General features: G+C 41.5%; 14 protein-coding genes. 4 read left to right on the top strand and 10 right to left on the bottom strand.

Annotated elements, in window-relative coordinates; all coding sequences use genetic code 11:
- Positions 1-167: 167 nt before the first annotated feature.
- Positions 168-581 carry an alternative ribosome rescue aminoacyl-tRNA hydrolase ArfB gene (arfB, locus tag QNM16_RS13900; RefSeq protein WP_284021045.1) on the top strand — a complete coding sequence of 138 codons (414 nt, stop codon included), beginning with the start codon at positions 168-170 and terminating at the stop codon, positions 579-581.
- Here arfB and QNM16_RS13905 read toward each other — a convergent pair.
- The 4 genes from QNM16_RS13905 to QNM16_RS13920 are packed head-to-tail and all read right to left on the bottom strand — an operon-like array spanning position 571 to position 3,909.
- Positions 571-1,821: an ATP-binding protein gene (locus QNM16_RS13905; RefSeq protein ID WP_284021046.1), complete on the bottom strand. Its 1,251-nt coding sequence runs from the start codon at positions 1,819-1,821 to the stop codon at positions 571-573. The genes arfB and QNM16_RS13905 overlap by 11 nt on opposite strands.
- A 6-nt stretch (positions 1,822-1,827) precedes the next feature.
- Positions 1,828-2,520: a response regulator transcription factor gene (locus QNM16_RS13910; RefSeq protein ID WP_284021047.1), complete on the bottom strand. Its 693-nt coding sequence runs from the start codon at positions 2,518-2,520 to the stop codon at positions 1,828-1,830.
- The gene (locus QNM16_RS13915) at positions 2,520-2,921 is read right to left on the bottom strand and encodes a DUF3019 domain-containing protein (protein WP_284021048.1); all 402 of its coding nucleotides are present in this window, start codon (positions 2,919-2,921) and stop codon (positions 2,520-2,522) included. The genes QNM16_RS13910 and QNM16_RS13915 overlap by 1 nt, the downstream gene beginning before the upstream one ends.
- Positions 2,911-3,909 (bottom strand): MipA/OmpV family protein, encoded by a 999-nt coding sequence (locus QNM16_RS13920; RefSeq protein ID WP_284021049.1) that lies wholly within the window; start codon positions 3,907-3,909, stop codon positions 2,911-2,913. The genes QNM16_RS13915 and QNM16_RS13920 overlap by 11 nt, the downstream gene beginning before the upstream one ends.
- Before the next feature lie 155 nt (positions 3,910-4,064).
- On the opposite strand from QNM16_RS13920, the gene QNM16_RS13925 reads away from it, so the two are divergent.
- Entirely contained in the window at positions 4,065-6,230 is a 2,166-nt protein-coding gene (locus tag QNM16_RS13925) for a beta-propeller domain-containing protein (RefSeq protein ID WP_284021050.1), read from the top strand.
- An 80-nt stretch (positions 6,231-6,310) separates the two neighbouring features.
- Here the strand turns inward: QNM16_RS13925 and QNM16_RS13930 are convergent, their stop codons facing one another.
- The 4 genes from QNM16_RS13930 to QNM16_RS13945 form a co-directional block, all read right to left on the bottom strand.
- Positions 6,311-6,838: a GNAT family N-acetyltransferase gene (locus QNM16_RS13930; RefSeq protein WP_284021051.1), complete on the bottom strand. Its 528-nt coding sequence runs from the start codon at positions 6,836-6,838 to the stop codon at positions 6,311-6,313.
- A gap of 27 nt (positions 6,839-6,865) precedes the next feature.
- The gene (locus QNM16_RS13935; protein ID WP_284021052.1) at positions 6,866-7,600 is read right to left on the bottom strand and encodes a 5-oxoprolinase subunit PxpA; all 735 of its coding nucleotides are present in this window, start codon (positions 7,598-7,600) and stop codon (positions 6,866-6,868) included.
- A gap of 16 nt (positions 7,601-7,616) precedes the next feature.
- Positions 7,617-8,414: a D-glutamate cyclase family protein gene (locus QNM16_RS13940; RefSeq protein WP_284021053.1), complete on the bottom strand. Its 798-nt coding sequence runs from the start codon at positions 8,412-8,414 to the stop codon at positions 7,617-7,619.
- Positions 8,415-8,485: 71 nt separating this feature from the next.
- A complete protein-coding gene (locus QNM16_RS13945) occupies positions 8,486-10,255 on the bottom strand; it encodes a glycoside hydrolase family 3 protein (RefSeq protein WP_284021054.1) in 1,770 nt (589 codons plus the stop codon).
- Positions 10,256-10,551: 296 nt separating this feature from the next.
- Between QNM16_RS13945 and QNM16_RS13950 the strand changes: the two genes are divergently transcribed.
- Positions 10,552-11,268 carry a substrate-binding periplasmic protein gene (locus tag QNM16_RS13950; RefSeq protein ID WP_284021055.1) on the top strand — a complete coding sequence of 239 codons (717 nt, stop codon included), beginning with the start codon at positions 10,552-10,554 and terminating at the stop codon, positions 11,266-11,268.
- Here the strand turns inward: QNM16_RS13950 and QNM16_RS13955 are convergent.
- Complete coding sequence (locus tag QNM16_RS13955; RefSeq protein WP_284021056.1) at positions 11,265-11,669, bottom strand: type 2 periplasmic-binding domain-containing protein; 405 nt, start codon at positions 11,667-11,669, stop codon at positions 11,265-11,267. The genes QNM16_RS13950 and QNM16_RS13955 overlap by 4 nt on opposite strands.
- Before the next feature lie 12 nt (positions 11,670-11,681).
- Positions 11,682-12,881 carry a hypothetical protein gene (locus tag QNM16_RS13960; protein ID WP_284021057.1) on the bottom strand — a complete coding sequence of 400 codons (1,200 nt, stop codon included), beginning with the start codon at positions 12,879-12,881 and terminating at the stop codon, positions 11,682-11,684.
- A gap of 258 nt (positions 12,882-13,139) precedes the next feature.
- Here QNM16_RS13960 and QNM16_RS13965 point away from each other — a divergent pair, with 258 nt between their 5' ends.
- Complete coding sequence (locus QNM16_RS13965) at positions 13,140-14,759, top strand: methyl-accepting chemotaxis protein (protein WP_284021058.1); 1,620 nt, start codon at positions 13,140-13,142, stop codon at positions 14,757-14,759.
- Positions 14,760-15,301 lie beyond the last annotated feature (542 nt).

Here is a 15,301-nt window from a genome sequence, read left to right on the forward strand (position 1 = left end):
TGGTTACAAAGACTAGTACCTTAAAGCATCCCTATTACTTACCTTTTTGTTATAATATGCATTGAGAGCACGGTATCCGTATTATTAGACAATGATTAAGTGCTTTTATGTTTCTTACGGTTTGAGCTTAAGTACTTAAACCAATTCAAAAGGGCAATTAAGTTAGTATGTTACGTCTATCAAATAATGTAGAGCTGTCTGATTGGGAAATAGAGTTATCGGCAATTAGAGCACAAGGGGCCGGGGGGCAAAATGTAAACAAGGTGTCTTCGGCGATACACTTACGATTTGATATTAAGCGCTCTACACTCCCTGCATTTTACAAAGATCGTCTACTGGCACTAAAAGACAATCGGATCAGTAAAGAGGGTGTTATTGTGCTAAAAGCGCAAACGTATCGAACTCAAGAGCAAAATAAAGAGGATGCGCTTAATCGATTAAAGCAACTTATCCTTGATGCGATTAAGGTTGAGAAAGTGCGTCGACAGACAAAGCCAACAAGAAGCTCACAGAGAAAACGTTTAGACACCAAAAACAAAAGAGCACAGACAAAAGTACTTAGGCGATCAGTTAAATATTAGTGTTTCTATGTGCAGGTAAAGAAACGTTGAAGGTTGCTCCAAGCATTTCAGACTCTGTTACCCAGCACTTACCATTGTGCCAACTAAGTATCTTTGTCACTATAGCGAGCCCAAGGCCAAAGCCGCCAGTTTCCTTGCTACGACTACTATCGAGGCGTGTAAACGGGCTAAATACACTGTCACGCTTATCTACTGGAATACCCGGGCCATCATCAGATACAGATAAAATCACATGATTATCCCGCAGCTTGAGCTCTATCTTAATTTTTTGAGCGCCATATTTCTCAGCGTTTTGCAGTAAATTTTGTAAAACACGCGCTAGATAATGATCATTACCAAAAACATAGATGTCTTGAGCTATGCTATGTTCAACCTGCTTGTTAGATGCTCCTAAGCATTTGCCTATTTGCGCCTCGACTAAGTCACTCAATGGGATGTTAGTTTTACTCATCTCACGCTCAGAAAACTCTAAACGTGCATAACTCAGCATTTCGTCAATTAACAGCTCCATTTCTGTGACATCTTGACTCATTGCTTGGACTTGCTGAGGATCTTTTGGTGCTAACATTGCGAGTGCAAATTTTAATCTCGCAAGTGGTGTTCTCAATTCATGTGATACTGCGTTTACCAAGTGTTTTTGGTTTTGCATCAGGCTTGCTGTTTGCAATGCAAGTTTTTGTATATGCTGAGTAAGCGTTGAGATGGCAGAAAATCGCGATGGTTTGGTCTCAATATCTAGTTGACCGGTCGCTAGCTGCTCTGTAATACGCTTAAGCTGCTCTAAGTCGCGCCAAAGAGGACGCAACCACAGGACTAACAACAAGGCTAAAATAGAAAAAGAAACGAGCTTAAAGCCATATTTAGTCCATATAGAGGGGCGTTTGGGTTCGAAAGGTCCCAGTTTGACGATACTTATTTCATCAGCTAATAGCATGAATAGTTGGTAATTATCATTACTGTCAAATGAAATGACCACTTCTCCCTTGCCTAGCGCAGTGCGCTGCTCTGGAAACCAAGCGACATCGTTAATATTAATAATATCTAGGCTGCTCTTATTAGGATAATTTTCAATACCAACGGTGTTTAAAACGTCTCTTAAATTGTCCGCAACTTGCTTTGCATAGCCTAATTCATTAGGGGTTTGATTACCCCAGTGTTTCCATATGTACTCACTACTTTGATTGATAGCAATGATACTAAAGAAAACAAAGAAATATAAACTTGCTAACAGTCGGAGCATGACACCTCAATCCCAAGCTGATTTAGAGCACAAGTAACCTTTACCCCAAACAGTCACTAATCTAAATGGTTGCTCTGGGTTGTCCCCTAGTTTTTTACGTAGGCGAGAAATTCGCACATCTACACTACGGTCTAAACCATCATATTCACGTCCAACGACTTGATTATAAATATGCTCACGGCTTAGAGTTTGTCCTGCGTTGTTTGCAAGCTCCCATAGCAGATCGAATTCATAGCTGGTCAATTCCACTTCTTGGCCCGATAGATAGGCTTTACGGGCAGCTTTGTCTACTTCTAATTGGCCAAGTTTGATATTGTCAGTACTTTCTTCTTGTTGTTTTCCTCCGCGCCGCAGTAAGGCATTAACTCGGGCGAGCAATACGTATGGCTCTACTGGCTTTATGACATAATCATCTGCACCTATTTCCAAGCCTCTTACATGATCAAAATCACTATCTTTGGCTGTTAAAAACAGTACAGGGCCTGAATAGGCCTGTCTTATTTCTCTACAAATAGAGAAACCGTCTAAATTGGGTAACATAATATCTAAGATAACAACATCAGGCTGCTGGTCTATGATGGTATTTACTGCTTTTGCACCATCATTAACTATGGTGACAGAAAAGTTGTTACTTTCAAGAAATTGCCCAGTTAGTGTTGCAAGTCTTTCATCGTCTTCAACAAGGATTACTTTAGCCATTAAAAAAAGCTCCAGTCAGATTTTAGTTTGCGCCTATATTTTCGGCTTACAGCTGCGTTTATCTTTACTTTCTGATTTGCTAATACATGCATTTTTTCGTTTCTGAGTGAAAAAATCATGTCTTCAGAAATTGAGATACTGATATTAGTTTTAGCTTTTTGCTTGTTTTTCCAACACTGTAAAGATGTCTCGTTTTTAAATAAGCATACATTTTGTGGCGTCTGTATAGACCAGTCGACCGAAATCGTCATTTCGCAAATTTGGCCTATTGATTTAACCATACAAACCATAGGCTTAATCTCAAGCTTTGCTTTCTTTACTGGTAATGCATTAATTTCAGCGTTGGCAGTTTTTGATAATAACAAACACAAAGCGAGGATAGAGGACCGCTTAAAACTCATATAATCCCCCAATAAAAATATTGGACGAAGAGTTTTGATCCACAAGAGGACTCTCTTTAATGCCGGAACCCAGCCAAGTATGTCTTGCACTGAACTTTAATTGCCAGCTCGAGTTTAATTTATAGTTAAAAGCAACACCTACATAAGGATTTACAGTAGATTTCCCTTGATATAAGTGATGTTGTGACTGCGAGTCCTTGAGGCTGATCCCATAATAGTAATCAACTAAAGCTTTGCCCTTGTACTCTGCACCAAGTTTGATTTTTAACCGAGATGGGTTGTCAGTTTGTATTGGAATAACAAAACTGTAATCGAGGCTACCATGATAACCTTGATAAGTATTTGTAACGTCATGGAGCCAAACTAGGGTTAATTTAGATGAGTTTTCAAAGTACCAATGTGCAAGAATACCGCCGTCCAAAGCCCAATCTCGTTTAGAAATTGTATCTAGTGAAATAGATTCTGCAGGCTCGTTAGGCTCTGGCTGTTCTTCTTTATCATTATTTGAATCATTGCCGTCATCGGTAATGCCACTATCTCCATCAGAGTCAACACCATCTGATCCGGGTTGGCTTGTGGGCGGGTTAGATTCATCGGGCTCAGGGGTAATTACCGGATTACTTGACTCTCCAGTGAATGTATTTTTTACTAAAATATTGCTCGGGTGGAATCGTTCAAAATATGCTTGCTCGGTGTTGAGTTGGGCAATGAAACTGACATCGAATCTGTCCTGCTCTACAAAAGTGTAGCCTGTAGTTGTATTGTCAAAGAAGAACTTATCACCATAGTAATTAATATAAGGCAATATCACTAAAGGAACATTATCCCCGTCTCTGACTGGGTTGGTCGCGACGCCAGCACCAACGGCAACAGAAAACTCCCATTTGCCTATTTCAGTACATTGCTCATTATTCTCACTGCAGTTTGCAAAGCTATCCGTAGTGAAGAAGCCGCAGCACAGAGATAATAAAATGAAAAATTGTTTCAATCAATTTACTCCCGTAAAACCTAGAGCTAAATTTACCAGTAATTTTCGTAATTACCAGAAGTGGTTACATTAAATAACAAATAGATCGAGCGAAATAACAGAACAATGCCGTCACTGTATTAAAGTAAAGTTACTTTCATTCAAGGAGCAAAACTATGTTTTATTCAAAAGTTACTCTTTCGTTTTTACGAGCAGGTATTGCATTGGCTGTACTACCTGCATTAGTTGCATGCGGAGGTGGCAGTGATAATAATAGCAATAGTGATAATAACGGAGATCAAGGACAGTCGACATTACCAAGCAGCGTGCCAGAATTAAATTGGTTAAATGAATCCTCATCTAAGCTTAAAAAAGCATCATCCAGTGAATTTACTACATTACTAAAAAATGGCGCGTTTTTGAGCCGTATACCGACGGAGCAAGCAGATACCTCTGTGCCTGTGAATGCATCGCCTGGAGCCGACGGTGAATCATCCCTCGGTTTTTCGTCAACTAACGTCGTTGAAGCTGGCGTGGATGAAGGCGATCGAATTGAATATGATGGGGAGTATCTTTACATAGCTGGGCATTCCGCTCAAGAGCTCTCTCAAGGTGCTGATTTTAAACAATATGTCAGGATTATGAAGAGGACGGATGATGGCATTAATGAAGTTGCGCGCCTAGATGCTTCGCAAAATCTATATGCTCAACAAGAGCTATATTTAAATAATGGAAAGTTGGCTTCGGTGTTCAAATATCCGGTGCTCACCCTTGAGGATTCTCCAGCTGAAAATCAAGCAACATCATCCACATCCCCTTCGCCAAACACATATTTAAATACGTTTGAACTCAGCTTTTCGGATGTGGCGACGCCAGAGCAGCCTCAAATAATACAGCAATATCGAGTTGAAGGAGATATTCTCGATAGCCGGGTGATAAATGGTGACTTGTTTGTGGTGAGTAAATATAGGGCTGAATATACCACCGAGTTAACGGAAGAGTTGGCTGTGTATCAGGCGCTCTATCAGTTGAATGTGTCGGAGCTTATTCCCAAAATTAAGGATTTAAAAACAGGAGAGGAGTCGGCATTATTTGATGCCAATGATTGCTACATTCCAACTGATGTAACAGCTATTGATAGTGCAAACTCAATTACAACGATTACTAAGTTCTCTATGCAAGACCCGACTAATTTTGAGTCAACTTGTATTAATGCACCAGCAGACGGTGTCTATGCATCCCAAGAGAGTATCTACTTACATAACCGATTTTGGCCAACAGATGTTGCCAGTTTTGACGATCTTACCCAAACGGCTTTACATAAATTTTCTTTGAGTGGCGGCTCTATCACTTATAGTGCGTCAGGGAATGTTGATGGTGCATTGGGGTTTGGTAGTGCTTTGAATAATATGATCGAGCCTATTGTTGTTGCTAATATCAGTAATGCCGCGTTTAGGCTCAGTGAATATGAAGGCAATTTACGTGTTGTGACCTCTCGGTTTAATGAACTCAAAGGTATGGTACATCAACTTTTTATTCTTCAGCAACAAGGCACAAATTTGGAAATTATTTCTCGTTTGCCAAATGAAACTCACTCTACCCCGATAGGAAAAGTTGAGTCTAATGGATTAGTTGAAGAAAATATCTATGCAGTACGCTTTATGGAAGATAGAGCTTATGTGGTTACTTTTCGGCAGATAGATCCGCTTTATGTGATTGATTTATCCAAACCTAGCGAACCTATCATAGCAGGCGCACTTGAAATCCCTGGTTACTCGGCTTATCTTCACCCCGTATCTGACAGCTTACTTATCGGCATAGGCCAAAATGTGAATGATTTTGGGTTTGTGTCAGAGCCTGTTGATGACGGTGGCGATAATTCTTCGAGTAGTACCGTGCCTGCCGTTGGGGCAAAAGTGAGTTTGTTCGATGTCAGTAATATGTCTACCCCTACTTTAATCAAAGAACATGTTTTTGCAGGTGGCTATACGCCGGTTGAATTCGATCATCATGCATTTAGTTACTTAAAAGTGAGTGAGCAAATGTTCCGCATGACGTTACCGGTAGAGTCCTGGGAAGTGACAATTCAAGATGATAATACGAGTGCTTGGGGCAATATTAATGCGCTGGCAGCATTTGAAGTTAGCACTGCAGGTTCGGGCTCTTTAACTTACATCGGTAGTAGTGTTGCAACCTATGATGAGCCACAACAAAGCGTTCCTTATGTACGCGCAGCAGATGATAGAGGCGTTATTCATGGAGATACTATCTTTTATGTCCATGGTAATTTCGTCTGGTCTAGCTTATGGCAGTCGCCTGATGTAAACGCTGGTCCTTTCTAAATCGCGTACATTCATGTTCCAAGCGAAATCTTGGACAGACCAAGCGCCACCTAGTTTACGCAGGGTGGCGCTTTTATGTTTTATAGATTTGGATTACGCAAAGTAAGTTGAAGATCATCAAATAGCTGTTCACCTATTTGATAATTCTGTTTAATGACTTGAAAAGTAGTAAACCCGAGCTTGTTAAGTAATTGCTCAGATGCATTATTTCCGACAGTGACAGTAGCCGATAATGTGTCATAACCTAGGTGAGTAAATGCATAGTCTATAACGGCTTCGGATGCTTCAAATGCAAAGCCGTAGCCTTGTTGAGTGGGACACAACATAAACCCCAACTCTGCAATGCTTGGCTTATCTGAGAAGCTTTTAAATCCATGTAAGCCAATGCATTCTTCTGTATCAACTCGCTCGATGACTAGCGTGAGCCATGCATCAGTTTGTTTTTGCCAACGAGCACAGCGTTCATCAAAACGTGATTTCAAAGCTTGATGTGCTTGTATATCTGCGACGTAAGCCATGACATCTGGATTTTGATTTAATCTCTTAAATAGTTGCCAGTCATTTTTAGTCAGCGGCCTGAGTCTTAATCGCGGTGTGATCAGCTCCATAGTTATCCCTACATAAGACGAAAATAGTTACATTGAACCGTTGAGTATCTTTCTTATTTTTTCTATTTGTTTTATGGCGTGAAGGTTATCGCCGTGCACGCACAGCGTGTCTGCTGCTAGCGCTAGTTTGTGTCCGCTTGCGGTTATCACTGACTGACTGCCAGCGAGAAGCTTTACTTGCTCTAATAATTTCTCTTCGCTATGCACTGCGTGAGGCTCAGAGCGAGGTGTGAGCATGCCTTCATCGGTATACAACCTATCGGCAAACGCTTCCATGAGTAAAGTCACCTTATGTTGCTGAGCAAGAGCGCGGTGTTGCTTTGCTCGCGATGTGGCTAGAATCATTAACTTCAGCTCACTTGGGTATTGATGTATCGCTTCGATGAGCGTCGTTAAGATAGACTCATCACGCATCATGTCGTTGTATAGCGCGCCATGGGGCTTAACATAACTGAGCGTCATTCCAGCAACTTTTGCCATCCCCTCTAGCGCTGCTATTTGATAGTGGATACAGTTTATGAGCTCTTGTTTAGCCATAGTGAGCGAGCGGCGGCCAAAACCTTGCAGATCAGGGTAACTAGGGTGGGCACCAAGGAGTACATCATGCTGCTTAGCAAGTGCTATGGTTTTTTGCATAACACTTGGATCACCTGCGTGAAATCCACATGCAACGTTTGCCATGTCTATGAATGGCATAGCCTCTTTATCAAGTCCCATTTCCCAAGCACCAAAGCTTTCACCCAAATCACAATTTAACAGCATGCCAACCTACTTTTAATTATTGTATTAACAGATCCATATCTGGCCTATCTGTGACCAACATATGTTGAGGACTGTTTATAATACACAATTCTGGCGCTGCACGGGTAATTGCAAGATGAGCTGTGAGGCTGGTTGTCCAAAATACAGGTTGCTTATTGTCTGGTATGAAAATCGGGTCGCCAAAGTTGGGCTTTTGCAAATTATTAATCCCAATATCAGCTGGGTTGCCAAAATGAACAGGAATACCATGTGGCACGCGACTGATACTACCTGCTTGTATGGCGCGAATAATTTCTTGTGTATCCATTGGTCTTAAACAGACCACTTTATTCCCCTTGAACGGCCCCACCGGCTCACTGGGTATGTTGCTGATATACATGGGTAGGGTATGTGCAGGGCTGGACGTGGTGTGATCAAAACCAAAAGTGTGTAAGACATAATCAAAGGCGACATAGCTGGCAAGCGCGAAAGTGACGAAGTCATCGCGCCAAAGCTTTTCAATGTCAGTGACTTCATCTACCAGTTGCCCGTCGCGAAGCACCCGATATTTAGGGACATCTGTACGTATGTCGATGTTACTGCCCAGTGCGTTTACGTGGTATTCGCCGTCGTTTACACTGGTTGCTAATAAGGGACAACAATCATGGTTATTTTGGCAATACTTTTGAAAGTCAAAAGCGTAAGCCTTAGGCAAAATCACAATATTACATTGCGTGAAGCCAGGTACAAATCCATTGGTTGGACCTGAATAATCCCCGGCTCTAATCATTTCACGAATCGCGTTAGGTGCCGTTAAGGACGCCTTTGGATCCATATTACCCCCACAAAAATAGACGTGATTTCATCAATGCGGGGCGACTTCTAGGTGACGTATTACTGTTTGGGTCACTTATTATCGATGCTGACAGGTAATCTCCCATAAGCTTTTGCGTTACCAGTGATCACCTTTGCCAATGCTGTATATGCAGGCCCGCGCACATCATTTTCAATAACTACATCCACATTATAGGCATAGCTTGCTAAAACCGCTTGATTGTACGGTGCATATTTTGCAATTTCATATGGTGCGCGTAAGCTGATAAATAAACTTTCTTTTTTATGTGTATGCGCAAACTGCATGAGTTCGAATAATGCTTTGGGTTGCTGCTGCTTAGATACTTCATAAGACACTAACTCAGCTAAGTCATCCATTCCACCAATTTCTGCTGCGCTTTGCTCGGGTGATGCATAGGCGCTTATTACCCAATCAGCTTGTAAAATTCCCTGCTTTGCTCGCTCTGGTTTAAAAGCTTGAAGGCTAGTAATTGAAATCGTAATGTTTTTATTTATTTCAGTTAGCAAGGCTTGCTTTAAAGCCGCGGCTTTTTGTCTATCAGGCATAATTAAATGAATATGTGCACCCTCTTCAGCTTTAATTGGCAGCATGTTTTGATTTTTCACCTCGGTTATTGCCGCAAGCGCTAATTCGGCTTCAACTTTTCTGTGCTGAGGGTTGCCAAGCATGCTTTTAGCGATAGCAAGACTGGGTGTTCCGTTTTTGCTAAGCATGCGAGATTTGAGTTCGGCAATTCGTTGATTTGATTGAATGAGGTCTTGTTGATTTAATTCACCCGTTGCTGCTGCGTTAACGAGTGCGTCAAAAAACGTGGCAAATTGTACTAAATCTTTTGGATTTCTAATTTGTATTGGCATCAGCGCAATATCCACCCCTGCATTAAAGGTTTCAATTACCGCATCAATAGGCGTAAAGAAGTCACTTACACCAGCCATATCAAGCGCGTCAGTGATAGTTACGCCTTGATAATTCATTTTACCTCTAAGTAAGTCATGCATAATGGCACGTGACATAGTGGCTGGGCGTATCATTTTGTCACCTTGCTTATTCGTCACTGTACTGCTGTCCAATTCTGGGTATTGAATGTGCGCAGTCATGATCATACCCGGTTGTTGTTGCTTGATAATATGTGCAAAAGGGTAAAGGTCTTGGCGCTCAATTTGTGCCAATGTATGGTCAACTTTTGGCAGTCCAGTATGGCTGTCTACATGGGTATCACCGTGACCAGGAAAATGCTTGAGTGCAGAAATAACCCCGTGATGCTCAAATGCTTTCACTTGTGCAGCGCCTAAAAGTGCAACTTGTTTTGGGTCTTCGCCAAAAGAGCGGACATTAATAACTGGGTTCAGTGGGTTGGCGTTTACATCAACAGTAGGCGCAAAGTTAACGTTGATCCCAAGACTGCTGAGCTCTTTAGCGATGACTGTTGCAACGCTTGTTGCATACTTATCACCGTATTTTTTATAGGTTGCACCTATGCTCATATTGCCAGTAAACGAGGTTGCTTCTGCACGATTGATCCGCGCTACGCGTCCGCCTTCTTGGTCAATAGAAATAAATAGTGGTGTCTCGCTGGCTTGTTGTAAGTCGGTTGTGAGTTTAATGATTTGTGCTGTTTGCTGCACATTCTCAGCAAATAAAATCACGCCACCAATATGATATTGTTTGATAAATGAAGCCAACTCAGTGGGCAAGGTCGTCATGGGCTGACGGCATTGGACGTCGTTTTGGCAAAAGTAGCGAAAGTCCAGCATGAGCTTTTGTCCAAGCAGCTGGCGAATATCAGGTTGGGCGCTATTGGCGCAGGTTAGTGTACTCATTGTCATAATGCTCAGTAAACCTACAAATTTGAGAGAATTAAAAATACGCACGGCATCAAGTAGTTAATTTTTTCACTACTGTATCATGTGAATGGCTGAGTTTAGAGGCTTAAAATTGAATTTAATGAAGTTTTTAAACTATATAGTCAGTACTTATTCAACGTCTATTTATGCTAAATGGTCTATAACTAACAATAGGAATTTGTGGGCGCGAGAGCCGCATGAATAAGCAATGTTGCATATGTCTATTTTTTTGCCTTTTTAAAAGTGTCGCGAGTGACGCCCAGTGCACGTTAGTGCGTTTATCCGGTAGCCCAGATATGCCGCCTATTAGTTATGCAATAAATGATGAAAAGCAGGTAGGGATAGGCTTTGAGTTTGTCCGCACCATTATACCTAAAGAAATCACTGTTGAAGTGGCAAAACCTGCACCAATGCAGCGAGTGATGCAATGGGCGCGCGATGGTCATATTGACATGTTTGTAGGTCTACAAAGTGATGACTACCCTGAAGATTGGTTTACCGTGTTGCACCCCGCCATTACTGATTCTGCTTATGCAGTATTTTATCGCCGTGGTAAACGCGTTATGAACATTAACAAGTTATATGGTTTGAGAGGCGCAATTCTGCGCGATATGTCGCTCAAACCTGATCCTGCGCTTAACCTCGAGATAGACAATTTACAATTACTTCATACCGATAGCATTGCTAAAGCAATTCAATTGGTTAAATTAAAAAGGATCGATTATTTTATCGCGCCTCAGTGGCAAACAATTAATACGTGGTTTGAATCTGGTAAAACAGTGCCTTTGGCTATGTTACCTGAGCCTATTCAAATTAATCATGTGTACTTAGCTTTATCTAATTTCAGCCCCTGTTTAGACCATAAAGCGTCAATTGAATTGGAAATTGAAAAAGCAAAACGCAGTGGTGTTATGGAAGCTCTGCTAGAGCAGAGCTTCTTGTATACTAAAGCAATTGATCAGTTTTATAACTTGATTGAATCGCCTTAGAAGGACATAAGTACCTTAACATTGCTGTCGGCACTGCCACTGGTGACATAGCCAATTACATTTGGATTATCAGCAACTAATTTCATAACTTCCTGATCATTAGCCATACTTTTAGGAGGTTGGCCTTTACCGGTAAACAATAGCTTAGACCAATAGGCTTTAAGCTGGCTAGCACTGCGACCAACGACCTTTGTATTGAACTCCTCTGTTACTGGGTTGCTGTCAACTTGGCTAATGGGAATAACTTTGGCTGAGCCATCAAACGTTTTTAATTTACCCAAAAATATTTGCTCTATTTTACCTTTATCTAGTGCGGCGTTATTAGAAGGATGAACAACCACATCAACCGCATGCGCTGAGGTGGATAACATAAGTACAGTAGTCAGTAATATAGCTTTCATGTTTTCACCCCACTAAAAAACGATGTCTACGCCAGCGCTCAAGACAGTAAAATCTTGGACGTTGGGACGCGTGTCTTCACCAGATAAATACTGGAATTTGAACGCGGCATTAGAGTGAAAATCATAGCGAACTGACACACCAATAGCATCAAACTCTCTGAGCGACAGTGTATTTCTTAATGCTTTTGCGGTAGCAAATAAGGTTGGGTGAGAGATACCTTTGAGGAACTCTAAATCGCCCTCATCTTGAATCGATTTTTCGTGATGAACAGTGACAATCGTTTTATCCATTAAACGATAACCAAATGCAGTATACCAAGCACGGTTAAAGCCATCAGATGAGTCTTCTACACCGTAATTAGCGAATTCGAAATCAACAATAAATTTATCGTAGTCGATATGAAAACCTGAGTAACCATACAGACCATCTTTACCACCCCAAATAACAGCGCTTTCGTATTCTGCAACCTGTTGCGCTGTCGCGCCCTGGCTAACTGCCAGCTCGACAGCACCTTTAGTGGCACCTAAAATGGCGTTACTGTCGACACTGCCGCCTTCAATTTCTACCATGAAGAAGCCTGCAAATACAGTCCACCAGTCTTTGCTTAGCTCCACTCTGACAGAAATTTCGTCTTTAAAGCCAAATGTTTCGTCATTTTGTGTAGCAGCAAGGAAGGTGGTGCCATCCCAATTACCATAGAGCACTTTAGTAACTAATGAGTAATCACCAAAAGTGAAATTACTGTCTAACGCTATCCCTTCAATGGTCGAAAAATCAAAACCGGCATACACTGCTCGAGGAAGGCGGCCAAAATTATTGGTAAAGCCGACGTTTTGATATTCAGATTGGTAAAAACTTGGGTTTGCAAAGCGGCCCATGCTAATGGTGTGCTGAGGAGATAGCTCATAACTGATGTATGCCCAACGAGCCTCTGCGTCAAAATCCTCAGTGCCTTCAGCCATAATTTGAATAGTTGCACTGAGTCCTTCACCAAGGTCGGTTCTTGCTTGCAGCGCAAATAGAGATTCATCTGAGAATGAGATATCTCCATCGGCTTTGTGTGTGGGAAATGCAGATGTTCCGCCGTCACTGTCCGCTGAGGTTGCGCGCAGTGATGCGAAGCCATTAAATACCACGTCTGCGTAACTGCAGAAGCTACATGATGCAAGCGCTCCCCCAATTAACAACTTTACAGCATTATTAGATTTCATAGTTTCACCCTGTCCTGTGGTTGTATTAGGTGCAACCGACTACATGCACCACTCTAACCGTAGAACAAGATTACTTATTTACTAGTTTGTAAAAAAAATTTCCTATTACGAAGACGAAATGATTAGATTTCCCGAAAATTGTCGAATAATTGGCAATTTATACAATTTTGTCCAAGATTATATTTACAAATGCACCAAATGAAGCTGTATGGGTTATCCCGACTGCTTTTCTAATGACGCTCATGCAGGATACTGAACATGCTGTGGTTCAAAAACCTTCCGCTATTTTATAAAGTTTGTCTGATTGTGGCTCTGTCCATTTCTGTCTTTATTATCAACTTAATTATAAACTTTGCTGCTTTTAAAAGTACGCAACAAGAGTTGTTATTGTTGGAGCAAAAAATATATAAAACGGTTCAATTATCAACGATTAATAGTGTTCTTATCAAAAGAGCAGATGAGTTATTCAGTCAATCTGTGTCTTTTGCAGACAAAGATGTACTTGCTCAAGCGTCGCAGACAGTAGCTGAATTGACAGATAATATTGCCCAACTAGCTGATTTAGATGATAACAATCGGGCAATGCTTAACGAGCAATTAGTGGTGATTGACCAATATCGAAAGCTGTCTGAAAAGCTAGCTGATGGGATGATCACAAACACCATTGATTTTAGTCAGTTACCAACGCTTGCAAAGCAAAAAGCCAATTTATTTGAGCAAACAGACGCTGACTTAACAAATTATAGGGAGTTGGTCGGACAGTACTTTAAGGAAACCATAGAAAAAGCAAATCAAAGCGGTAACGATGGGCTTTGGATGTCGGTGCAAGCAGGTCTTGTGTTGAGCATTTTGTTATTGGTTGTGGCACTGTCTGTGGCGAGAAACATCAGTAGTACCGCCAACGCACTGCGTGCATCTTTAAGGGAGCTTGCTGATGGGAAAGGCAATTTAAATCAACGCTTAACCGTGATTGGCAAAGATGAGTTAGGGCGCACTGCGTTTAACTTTAACAAGTTTATGGATACCTTAACAGAGTCCATTAAAGGCGTAATGGCGGTTTCGCAGCCTTTGTTAGATACGTCAAAAAAATTAGTCCACAGCACTGAAAATGTGCGCACTCTTACAGACGAACAAGCGTCTCAAGCATCTCAAACCCAGCAGTCTATCAATGAACTCATTCAGTCAATAACGAGCATTAGTGAAGCTGCCTCTGCGGCTAACACTGCGGCGCAAGAAACGGAAGTTGAAGCGCAAAATGGCCTTAAGGCGGTATCGGATAACATTGCAAATTCCAAAGATTTAAATTTACAAATTGGAGAGGCAGCTGATGCGGTTAATGATCTCGCTAAAGGCACTGATAGCGTTTCGTCGATTTTAGATGTAATAAGCTCGATTGCAGAACAAACAAATTTGTTGGCGCTTAACGCGGCGATTGAAGCTGCTAGGGCGGGCGAGCAAGGACGTGGATTTGCTGTTGTGGCCGATGAAGTAAGAACGCTAGCATCAAGAACTGGCGATGCGACGACAGAAATACGCACTTTGTTGGACTCGTTGCAAAATGCGGCTGATCGCAGTGTTAAGATGATGACGCAAGCCAATGATCAAGCGAGTAGTAATGAAACGCGATCGCTTAACGCGGGGCAGGCGCTTGAGGAGATCCAAAGCAAGATAGCTAATATTACCATGATGAATAATCAAATTGCGTCTGCGGCGGAGCAGCAGAGCTCTGTCGCTAACATCGTTGCTGAGACGATTGAAAGAATGAATATTTCCCAGCAGCAAGTACATGCCTCGTTTTCTGATTTAGATGAGGTATCTCATCAGCTACACGATGCTTCAGACCACTTAATGGAGGCAACAGGTAAGTTCAAGATGTGATCCGGTGTTGATATCGAGATTCATCTTTGAACGTATTCAAAAGTTTGGACGATTAAGATCCGTTAGCCGTCATACTTGCATTGAGTTTCATTGTGAGGTTTTTAAGTTGGTTTGAGCTATTTGAGGGTTATGCCAACTTAAATTTGTATTATGGCGAAAATTTTATTGTTTGAACGAAATGAAGCATTAACCCTATTGTCCTGAAGAAATGGTAGTAAGGATCAATGCTATGTTACATCGGTTACAAAAAACTAGCGGCTATGCGTCATCGTACTCAATGGCTTGAGAGCCACTTTACGGTCAAGTATGCGGATAGAGAAGTGCAGCTCACAGAAGTTGAGTTTAATTTATTTCGCTTACTGTATAGTCATCCTCATACCGTTTTTAACAGGGAGGATATACGTAAACATATTTATAAAGATCATTGAGTTGTATCTGAAAATACGATAAATAGCTACATTCGTAACCTAGGTCGGAAGTTAAAGGTTATTTCCCCCCAACATATGTTAATTACCAGTGTTTATTCAGCAGGCTATAAATAT

Source organism: Pseudoalteromonas umbrosa (assembly GCF_030125375.1).
GTDB classification, from domain to species: Bacteria; Pseudomonadota; Gammaproteobacteria; order Enterobacterales; family Alteromonadaceae; genus Pseudoalteromonas; species Pseudoalteromonas umbrosa.

Bases quoted from the DNA above. Each gene is read 5' to 3' on its own strand.
- QNM16_RS13955 (WP_284021056.1), bottom strand. From the start codon at position 11,669: ATGAAAGCTATATTACTGACTACTGTACTTATGTTATCCACCTCAGCG.
- arfB (WP_284021045.1), top strand. From the start codon at position 168: ATGTTACGTCTATCAAATAATGTAGAGCTGTCTGATTGGGAAATAGAG.
- QNM16_RS13960 (WP_284021057.1), bottom strand. From the start codon at position 12,881: ATGAAATCTAATAATGCTGTAAAGTTGTTAATTGGGGGAGCGCTTGCA.
- QNM16_RS13945 (WP_284021054.1), bottom strand. From the start codon at position 10,255: ATGAGTACACTAACCTGCGCCAATAGCGCCCAACCTGATATTCGCCAG.
- QNM16_RS13935 (WP_284021052.1), bottom strand. From the start codon at position 7,600: ATGCTGTTAAATTGTGATTTGGGTGAAAGCTTTGGTGCTTGGGAAATG.
- QNM16_RS13905 (WP_284021046.1), bottom strand. From the start codon at position 1,821: ATGCTCCGACTGTTAGCAAGTTTATATTTCTTTGTTTTCTTTAGTATC.
- QNM16_RS13925 (WP_284021050.1), top strand. From the start codon at position 4,065: ATGTTTTATTCAAAAGTTACTCTTTCGTTTTTACGAGCAGGTATTGCA.
- QNM16_RS13915 (WP_284021048.1), bottom strand. From the start codon at position 2,921: ATGAGTTTTAAGCGGTCCTCTATCCTCGCTTTGTGTTTGTTATTATCA.
- QNM16_RS13930 (WP_284021051.1), bottom strand. From the start codon at position 6,838: ATGGAGCTGATCACACCGCGATTAAGACTCAGGCCGCTGACTAAAAAT.
- QNM16_RS13910 (WP_284021047.1), bottom strand. From the start codon at position 2,520: ATGGCTAAAGTAATCCTTGTTGAAGACGATGAAAGACTTGCAACACTA.
- QNM16_RS13940 (WP_284021053.1), bottom strand. From the start codon at position 8,414: ATGGATCCAAAGGCGTCCTTAACGGCACCTAACGCGATTCGTGAAATG.
- QNM16_RS13965 (WP_284021058.1), top strand. From the start codon at position 13,140: ATGCTGTGGTTCAAAAACCTTCCGCTATTTTATAAAGTTTGTCTGATT.